Consider the following 9740-nt stretch of genomic DNA (forward strand, 5'->3'; position numbering starts at 1 on the left):
ATCTCCAACCGCGACCGCTCCAGCCGCGACAGCTCCATCCGCGACATCCTCTACAGCGCCTACCTCGACAGCGCCGACCTCGCCAGCGCCAACCTCTACAGCGCCAACCTCTACAGCGCCGACCTCTACAGAGCCAACCTCGCCAGCGCCAACCTCGCCAGCGCCAACCTCTACAGCGCTGACCTCGACAGCGCCAACCTCGCCAGCGCCAACCTCGCCAGCGCCGACCTCGACAGCGCTGACCTTTCCAGGGCTATCCTGCTAAATACAAGTTTGAATAGGGCTGGCAATTTGACTAGGCAGCAATTCAAAAGCGAGAATCCCCCGCTGATCTGTAATGCCACACTACCGTCAGAGTTAGAGCCTTATCAAAATAGAGACTGTGACAAGCTACCGGCGGTCTTAAGAGAGCGATATCCAAACGATTTTAGAACTCTGGAAGAAGCAGAGAGATTCGTCAATCAGCAGCGACAGGTAGAGGGTGAATAGGCGTCAACTTAGCGGTTGAAACCATTCTCGACAGGCGCAAAGCTGTCAGGCAGCTCAGCCAGCGACACCCCCAACGCCTCACAAATCGCCTTTACCTGCGGCACCGTCATCGTCGCTGGGTAGACCCCCCGCTCCCAGTTACTAATCGTCTTCACCGACACCCCAATCCGCCTGGCTAGCTCCTCCTGCGACAAGCTAGCCTGCTCTCGCAGTCTTTTCAGCGGCGAAACACCGCCATCACCGGACACATCACGTCTAGGCATAGTTCGCCTATTGCCCAAATGCCAACGCATTACCGTTGCTCGTTTCCGCCGCCGTAATGACGCCGATGAGCATCGCAAAATTCTCAGGCAGCTTATTCCAAATGCTCACTTTGTAATTGTTTTCGACGCCCAGAGGGACCGTTTTTTGCAAACAGAGCAGTTAATCCCGCAAGAACCAGAAAAAACGGTCCCTGACGGAAACCAAAGGATAATCACACATCTGAGTCCTCAGTTTATTCACCGTCAGCGTATGAGTCAAACAGAATCATCTGCTCTGGCTGAAATTTTTCAGCAATCTGCTGACTCAAAAGTTTGATCTGTTCCATTGCAATCATCACCTCATGCCCAATTGCCCCGTATCTACAACGCAACCGTTCGTATGCTTCTTAGCTCAGCTAGCGTCACTGAAAGACCGTTTTTTCTCATCATTGCGAAGTGAACTCGCTTTGTTTGCAAAAAACGGTCCCTGCTGAGGATGCTAGAAGCGATCGCTCTGGATAATTCACCTAAGATGATAAATAGGCTTCGCGGCCTGCGGAGGATGAAAAGGCGGGTCAGCCAATGGCACAGATTCTGCAAGCAGAAACAGTCACGCTGCGAGAGCTGATCCAGCTCTATGGTTTAGAGTACGTTGATGACGAGCAATTCTTCGGAGAGGCTCATAGGTCAAAGCGAGGCTGGTCGTTAATAGATTCAAGCTCAAAACGTTACCGGCGCGATCGGTTCGATTTCTGGGTCATGGCCTCCCACCTGATTTGTCCGCAGCACCCACAGACAGGCCCCATGCCGCAGAAACAGCTTCGTCACCGTATCGCTGGCCACCCGTGGCAGCATGGTGCGCCAGCTCAGCAGCCCCCGCCCCAGCGTCTTCAGCGGAAAATCTTCTAGATTGCTGCCCAACACCTCGCGGCCATCTTCCCAGTCGGCGCGGGCACTGCCTAGAGGCAGCAGATCTCGCTGCAGGTCCCGCCGAATCGCTAAAAGCTGCTGATAGCGCTTAGCCTGCTCTGGGTGATCCTTTTGCCAGCGCGATCGCTTGGGCGGACTGGCCTGAATCAGCTCCTCTAGCTGCTTGATACTGGCATAGAGCGCCTGGTTAGAATCCTGGGCGCAGTTATTAGCCGGGCCGACATAGGTGCCCCCGGTGCCGTCGCCAATCCGGTAGCGGGCCACCATCGTCTCTAACTGGCGAATTAAATCGTCTAGGGCTGTCGGCAGAGAACCATTAAAGTCAAACGGTTCCGTATAGGCCGAGTGCTTAATCAAAATATCTGCCACCGGGCGCGTGCCCAAAAAGCCCCACTGGCGATCGCCCATGTAGCGCGTCCAGTGCAGCACCCCAGCAATAATGCCGTGGGTATTGTGGGTATAGACCTGGTAGTAGCGAATATCAAACTGGGGTTCATCGGCCAGCGGCTCATGCACCACCGTCGCCACCCCATAGGCAAAGTGACCGAAGTAAATTGGCCCCTGGGCCGCCGGTTCTCGCTGATTGCCGCCAATGCCGCCGTAGATATGAACTAACAAAGCGCGATCGCCCACTTGCCAAGCCTGCCGCGCCTGCTGCGCCGTTGCCGTATTGGGGCTAATCAGCACCGATTCTGTCTGCCCTTTCTTAGTTTCTAAATCCTGCCAAGACTTGCGCTCGACATAGCGCAGACCCGCCTTGGCCTGCAGCAGCGTCCGCGTCGGCAGCAGCCGGAACAGATCGCGCGGCGCAACGGCCTGCACCGTAAACAGCCCTGCTGCATCTGGCGCACCATAGATATACCAGCCCTCTTGGTTTTGGGGGGACTGCTCAATCTGGTTTGCGATTGACGGCAGCGTCCCGTTCTTATCCGTCACCACTTGGGGCAGCCGCACCGTCTCCTGCACCCCGGTAAACCGCCGCTTCTCTCGGTCAAAGTGAACTACGCGATAGCGATCGCTCCCCGGCTCCTCCGGCCCTAAAAACTGCACCAGTCCGTAGTAACGTCCGCTAATCTGCACCGGCTCGTGCTCAATATAGAGCATCCACTCCTGCCCTATCCGCCCGCTGCCGTCTCTCTGTCTCGGCGTCCTGGTATCTTCTCCATTGGCCTCATCGCCCCATTTGCCCATCCACCGCATCTCCTCCACCTGCACTGGCCGCGGCAGCGCCACAATCACGTCATTCTGTGGATGAGATCCGGCCAGAGATTCCAGCGGATTCACCTGCCGCCAGTGGTTAAGCCGAATCGGATGCACCAGTCCTTGCCGGTGGGTATATTCCGCCTCAGCGCTAAAGTGCACGTCCTGCGTTACCTGACGCACATGGCTTTGCACTTCCGGCTGCAGACTCCAGCGCAGGGTCACGACTTTGCCCACCAGGGAGGCATAAGGAGCTGCCGCATGATGTACCTCAAACAGCACCCCTTCTACCCGGCGGCGCTGCTCTGGGCTAGGTAAAATCAGGCGACCCATCCAGGGGGCAATAGGCTGATAGCGCTGAGGGTCAACGGTTTGCTCTAGGGGATAGTAGCTCCAGTGATTGAAGTCGGCCTGCTGGTAGCGCTGATAGTTGCTTTCAGTTTGGGGGGGGAGGCGATCCGCCGCGAGCTGCTCGGCAAATTTGTCCTGCAGAATGCTGAGAACTAGCGTCAACGTCCGCTGCAGGTGAGAGCGACTTTCCCCGTGGCGCGGCTTGGGATCTAACATGCCGCCAATGCCCTGATGCCCCATGTCTTTGAGGGCAATGATGCTGATTTTGCCTTTGCGCTTGGCCCGGTTCCAATAGGAGAGAAAAGATATTTTCCAGCGGCGGGGAAACAGGACAATGCCTAACCGCTCAATCCAGTCGCGATCGCCCACTAAATGATAAAGCTGCTCTACCTCTAGGGCATCTACCCGACCGCTAATTACGCCGCCGAGGGAAATGACCTCCACCGAGGTATTGAGACTATTTTTCAAAAACGGCACAGCCCCCATCCCTACCTGACTGCCACCGCTGTAGCCCACTAAGGTAATCGGTACGCCGCCTTCAGCCGGATAGCCCAGCCGCACCAGACTGTCGTAAATGCGTTGGGCAATCCCCCAGTTGTAAACCGGGCCGTAGCGCTGATCGGCAGAAACGCTCACCATCAGCATGTTGCGAAAGCTGACTAAGGCGCTGACCCAGCTTTCCTGCGGTTCTGGCCCCAGCCCTTCTACCCAGCGCCAGAAAAAAGCAAAGGGCCGATCTTCGGTCAGGGGACGATTTAGCACTGAATAGGACATCAGCCCTTTCACCAGCAGCACATCGTCTGGAAGCTGCTGGGCTAGCTGGTCGAGGAAGTTGGCGACAAAGGGCTGGTAGTCTTGGGTCGATTGCCCCGTACCGTCTAGATAAACTAAGACGCGCCTGATGCGATCGCGCGGGAGCGTTTGGGGAGCCACTATGGGCTGGGTAGCGGCAATCGGATCGCCATACCAGCCCGCCCACCAGCCCAGCGCTTCTAGGGGAGCTAGCAGGCCGCTAATAATAAAAATCAGCAGGCTAATCCAGGCCAGATCAATAAAAAACTGTACCCAGGCGGTGCCGGAGGTGACGTAGGCACCAATCAAAAAGCGCCGCACGGGAGACAGGACGAAGGTGATCAGAACGGCAAATAGGGCTAGGCCGACATACTGCAGCGATCGCCGCAGCGGAAACGGCTGGGCCGTGGCGCTGCGTTTGGGCTGCGAGGGGGGGGAGGGCGAGACAGAGCGAGCGGCGACCCACTCCCGGTTGGCGTGGGCAAATTCTACATCTGCTGCTACTACCGCCTCTGCCTCTGGTAAAGAGCGATTAGGCAAAACGGCATCCGCGAGAAAGGCTTCTCCGGCTCGCAGCAGGTCGTTGAGCGATCGCCAGTCTGTCACCAGCCGGACGCCAGCCACCGTATTAGCCAGCCAGCGACCCAGGGCAGCCACGGGCTGTCCTACGGTTTGCTGCAGCAGCTGCAGCATAATCCAGCCCACTACTACAGCTTCAAAGGCTCGCACCCAGGACAGATCCGCCACTGCCGAAAAGCCCAGCATCATCGCCAGCAGCGTCCAGACCGACAGCAGCCGCAGCAGCGGCACGCCGAAGTAGGGCAGCGCCCCCACAAAGCTAAACATCAGCGGCGCGTAGCTGTAGGCCAGCACCAGGGCGATCGTCTCTAGCGACAGGTTGATGCGCAGCAGCCAGGCGCTAGAAAGCCAGGTGGTCAGCACCCAAAAGCCATAGCCAAAGGCAAAGAGAACGGCCCCAATCAGCAGGCTGAAGATGAACCGGGCGGGACGGACGCGATTGATAAACAGGACAACGCTTTCGGCAACGCCCAGGGACAGCCCCGCCAGCAGAACGACAGCCGCTGCGCCCCAAGAGCGCTGGGAAAACTGTTCGATGAGCTGAAACAAATTGGGGTCAAGCGCCAGAACTCCCTTCACCAATGTCCAAAACTGAGCGATCGCGGTCTCTGTCAAAGGCGGCTCTCCTTCCAAAGGCAAATCCATCACGGCAAGAACGTAGCCGCAACGGAGGGTGATCGATTGGAGGGCACGGCATACCCTGCCCCTACTAGCTTACTCCACCCAGTTTTTGGCCCGCTGAACGGCTTTTTGCCACATATGAAAGTTGGCCTGAGCCGATGGGGCGTTGTCACTGGGTTCAAACACCCGCTCAATCTTGCGATCTTGAATTAGGGCATCGTAGCTATCCCAATAGCCTGCCGCCAGACCAGCGCCGAAAGCCGCTCCCTGAGCCGTGGCGTCTAGCACCGCTGGCCGCTCAATCGGAATGCCCAGGACATCAGCCTGAAACTGCATTAAAAAGTCATTTTGGCAGGCCCCACCGTCTACTTTCAGCATTTTGATCCGGGTGCCGCTGTCTTCATTGACCGCCTCGACGACTTCGTTGACCTGATAGGCGATCGCCTCCAGCACGGCCCGAATCATGTGCTCCCGCTGCACGCCGCCGGTAATGCCTAAAAAGGCGCCCCGCGCATTCATATCCCAGTGGGGAGCGCCCAGGCCACTCAGGGCCGGTACAAAATAGACGCCGCCGTTGTCGGTTACTTTTTGGGCCTGGGGCTCGGTATCTGCTGCCGTCGTAATCAGCTTGATGCCGTCCCGCAGCCACTGAATGCAGGCCCCCGCGGTAAACATGCTGCCCTCCAGGGCATAGCCCACATCGGCCCCGCCGTCTTTAGCCGTTGACCAGGCGACGGTAGAGAGGAGCTGATTTTGCGATCGGGCCACGGATGAACCCGTGTGAGCCACCAGAAAAGCGCCGGTACCGTAGGTGCATTTGAGCAGGCCGGGTTGGTTGCAGCCGTGGGCAAACAGAGCGGCCTGCTGGTCGCCAAAAATTGCCATAATCGGAATTTCGGCCCCAAAAATTGCGGCATCGGTGTTGCCGAAGTGGCCCAGGCTGGGACGAATTTCCGGCATGAGATGGGCCGGAATATTAAACAGATCCAGCAGCTTTTCATCCCAGTCTAGAGAGGCCAGATTGAGCAGCATGGTGCGGCTGGCGTTGCTGTGATCGGTGGCATGGACCTTGCGCCCGGTTAGGTTCCACAGCACCCAGCTATCGATGGTTCCAGCCAGGACGTTGTCTAGGTCAACCGGCGGGTCTAGTTGGTGGTCTTTCACATAGTCCAGCAGCCACTGCAGCTTTGTGGCGGAGAAGTAGGCGTCTAAAACTAGGCCGGTGCGATCGGCGACATCGGCGGCCCATCCCTGCTGGCGCAGCTCGTTGCAGATGGGAGCAGTGCGTCGATCCTGCCAGACAATCGCATTGTGCAAGGGCCGACCGCTGGTTTTATCCCACAGCAGACAGGTTTCTCTCTGCACCGTCAGCCCGATGGCGGCAATCTCAGTCGGCTCAATACTGGCTTTTTGAATCGCAGTTTGAATTGCCCACTGGATATCGTCCCAGATTTCTCGCGGATCGTGATCCAACCAGCCCGGCTGGGGATAATACTGGGTCAATTCCTTGTAGGCTTGTCCGGCAATGTCACCGCTGCGATTAAACAGAATGGCTCGATTGCCCGTCGTGCCAAGATCAAGCGCCAAAATATACTGAGCGTTTGCCATGAGAGATCTATCTTAAAAATTAACAGCGTCTATAAAAGCTTGAGGACGCACAAGCCTAATCACAAGACATGCCTATTGTACTGAGAAGGCTTCTGGCAACTTCCTGGGATTAACGGGAATTAATGCTTCTGTGAGATTTAACTGTTTAATTCGACTGAGTTGACCGCTGCCTTTGTTTTGATCAGTCTGCTGCCTCTAATGCTCGTATGGGCTGATTATTGGCGTCAATGCTATACCACCGTAAGCAGCTTAGAGAATGAGGATCCTCCCTAAGCAAGATTCTTAAGAGAGAGTTTTGCAGCGGCAGCCTGACCAAAAGTAGCAGCAGTTTCCCCCGACCGCTAGAGACTTAGCTGACAGACTGCTTGATATAGTGAGACCGCTATCAAAACCCAAGTAAAAATTCATACTTTAGCGCAACGGTATTTTGCGCTCCGTACTTAGACTTTTATTTTTCTCATGACTCATCAGAATAAGCTGTCCACAGCCGCTGCTTATCTAGCGGCTACGGTTGCCTTTGGGGCTTTTTTGCCAGGACAGGTCCGCTCAGCCTTTGCTCAGTCAGTAACCCCAGCCCAGGACGGTACGGGCACGGTGGTTAACGTTGAGGGTCAAACTTTTGACATTACCGGCGGTACCCTATCGGGCGACGGAGCTAATCTCTTCCACAGCTTAGAGCAGCTCAATCTCAACGCTGACGAGATTGCTAATTTCATCAGTCAGCCAGAGGTACAAAATATTCTGGGCCGCATCGTCAGCGGCGATCCGTCGGTGATTGACGGGTTATTGCAGGTGAGCGGGGGGGACTCTAACCTGTTTTTGGTCAATCCAGCGGGCATCGTCTTTGGTCAGAACGCGCGGCTAAACGTACCGGCTGCCTTCAGCGCTACGACTGCCGATCAGATCGGCTTTGGCAGCACCGCCTTTAATGCCACCGGCAGCAACGACTATCAGGCCCTTGTTGGCAATCCCACCAGCTTTGGCTTCACCGCTAACGATCCCGGCAGCCTGGTTAACGCTGGTGTGCTAGAGGTCGGTCAGGGCGAGAGCCTGACGCTGCTGGGCGGTCAGGTCGTCAACCTGGGTACCCTTTCAGCCCCAGGGGGCGACATCACGATCGCGGCTGTGCCCGGCGAAAACCGGGTGATTATTTCCCAGGCGGGCGCGGCTCTGAGCCTAGAGCTGGAAACGCTGGCAGACGGGACGGCGATGGGTACCCTTTCTCCCCTATCTCTGCCCGAACTGCTGACGGGTTCCGGCGTGGCTGAGGCAACCGCGATCGCGGTTGAGGCCGACGGGGCGGTGCGGCTGACAAACGGGGTGGCGCTGCCGACTGGAACCGGAACGGCGATCGCCTCTGGTCGCTTAGACACCAGCAGCCAGCAGACCGGGGGCCGCGTGACCGTACTGGGCGATCGCGTCGCGGTAGCCAACGCCGACATTGACGCTGCCGGCAATACGGGGGGCGGCCAAATTCGCCTCGGCGGTGCCTATCAGGGGGGCAGCGACCTTCCGACCGCTGCCAGAACTTTTGTAGACGCCGACTCCAGCCTCTCGGCTGACGCGCTCCGGTCTGGGGATGGCGGCGAAGTGATTGTCTGGGCGGACGACATTACCGGGTTTTATGGCAGCATCAGCGCTCAGGGGGGTTCCCTAGCAGGCGACGGCGGCTTTGTGGAAGTTTCCGGTAAGGACAGCCTCATTTTTGACGGCGTTGTGGATACTTCAGCCACTAACGGGGTATTTGGCACCCTGCTGCTCGATCCGAAGAATATCGCCGTTGTTGGCGGCACCGATGACGGTGATGACGACGCTCAGCGACAGGACGCCCTGGGCCCAGATCCCAATGCCGCGTCAGCGGAGGTGCTAGCCGGAGAACCGCCCGCCGACGGCACCTTCACCATCTTTGAGTCTGAGCTAGAGGGCATGTCGGGCGACACCAACATCACGCTCCAGGCCAGCAACAACGTTTCCATCAATGACCTACCCGACAACGAACTGCTGTTTCAGCCGGGCAGCGGCGCCATTACCTTCACCGCTGATGCCGACAATGACGGCGCGGGTTCCTTTTTGATGAACGGCTCCGCTGACGTGATTCGCGCTGCCGGACGCAACATTGAGATTTCCGGGGCGGCGATTACCGTGGCTGGCATTGACACCTCGGCGGACGGCGAAGCGGGCAATATTAGCCTCACCTCCTCTGGCGGCGATATTAAGGTCAACAATGGCCTCAGGGCTGATTCAGTCAACAGCGAAGGCGGCGCTATTGACCTAGAGGTCACCCAGGATTTGGGGGCAATCAATATCAGCAGCAGCGGCGTCACCGTTTCCGCAACCTCTGAAAATGGTGAGGGCGGTAATATCACCTTCAACACCGCAGGCGGCAACATCACCACCCTAGACGTCCAAACCTTCACTGGCGGCAGCGGCGCGGCAGGGGACATAGACTTCAACATTGCCGCTAACTCCCAGGGAACCGGCCAGATTGACACCAGCAGCGGCACCCTAGATGCCAGCTCAGCCACGGGGACGGGCGGTGACGTTACGCTCACAACCGCCGCTGGCAATATCGATACCGCCAATGTGGATACCCGCTCTGGAGGCGATGCCAATGCCGGTGAAATTCAGCTTGATATTCAAGGGGGCATCGGCTCGATAGACACCACCAGCGGCAGCCTCACAGCCACTTCAGTAGAGGGCAACGGCGGCGAAATCAACCTCATAACGAACGAAGGCAATATCAGCAGCAGCGATATCTCATCTGCGTCTAGTCAGGGCGGAGCCGCTGGCGAAATTGCTCTGGATGTCGCCGCTGGCACTGGCTCTATCAACACCACTACGGGGACGATCGACGCCACTTCGGCAGTGGGCGACGGCGGCAACGTGGAGCTACGCACCTTCCAAGGCTCCATCTCAGCCGCGAATATC

5 protein-coding genes are annotated in these 9740 nt (G+C 57.5%); 2 read left to right on the forward strand and 3 right to left on the reverse strand.

What is annotated here, in order from left to right:
- Positions 1-489 (forward strand): pentapeptide repeat-containing protein (locus QJQ48_RS16920; RefSeq protein ID WP_346292420.1); only part of this gene is annotated, 489 nt, incomplete at its 5' end.
- 8 nt (positions 490-497) lie between these two features.
- Here QJQ48_RS16920 and QJQ48_RS16925 read toward each other — a convergent pair.
- The 3 genes from QJQ48_RS16925 to glpK all read right to left on the reverse strand — a co-directional run bounded on the left by QJQ48_RS16925 (position 498) and on the right by glpK (position 6812).
- Positions 498-752 carry a helix-turn-helix transcriptional regulator gene (locus tag QJQ48_RS16925; RefSeq protein ID WP_346292421.1) on the reverse strand — a complete coding sequence of 85 codons (255 nt, stop codon included), beginning with the start codon at positions 750-752 and terminating at the stop codon, positions 498-500.
- A gap of 699 nt (positions 753-1451) precedes the next feature.
- The gene (locus QJQ48_RS16930; protein ID WP_346292422.1) at positions 1452-5228 is read right to left on the reverse strand and encodes a Yip1 family protein; all 3777 of its coding nucleotides are present in this window, start codon (positions 5226-5228) and stop codon (positions 1452-1454) included.
- Positions 5229-5297: 69 nt separating this feature from the next.
- Positions 5298-6812 (reverse strand): glycerol kinase GlpK, encoded by a 1515-nt coding sequence (gene glpK, locus QJQ48_RS16935; RefSeq protein WP_346292423.1) that lies wholly within the window; start codon positions 6810-6812, stop codon positions 5298-5300.
- A gap of 459 nt (positions 6813-7271) precedes the next feature.
- On the opposite strand from glpK, the gene QJQ48_RS16940 reads away from it, so the two are divergent.
- On the forward strand, positions 7272-9740 hold a 2469-nt coding region (locus QJQ48_RS16940), incomplete at its 3' end, for a two-partner secretion domain-containing protein (RefSeq protein ID WP_346292424.1).

It is taken from the genome of Sphaerothrix gracilis Ecp01 (assembly GCF_030405905.1).
GTDB classification, from domain to species: Bacteria; Cyanobacteriota; Cyanobacteriia; order Phormidesmidales; family Phormidesmidaceae; genus Sphaerothrix; species Sphaerothrix gracilis.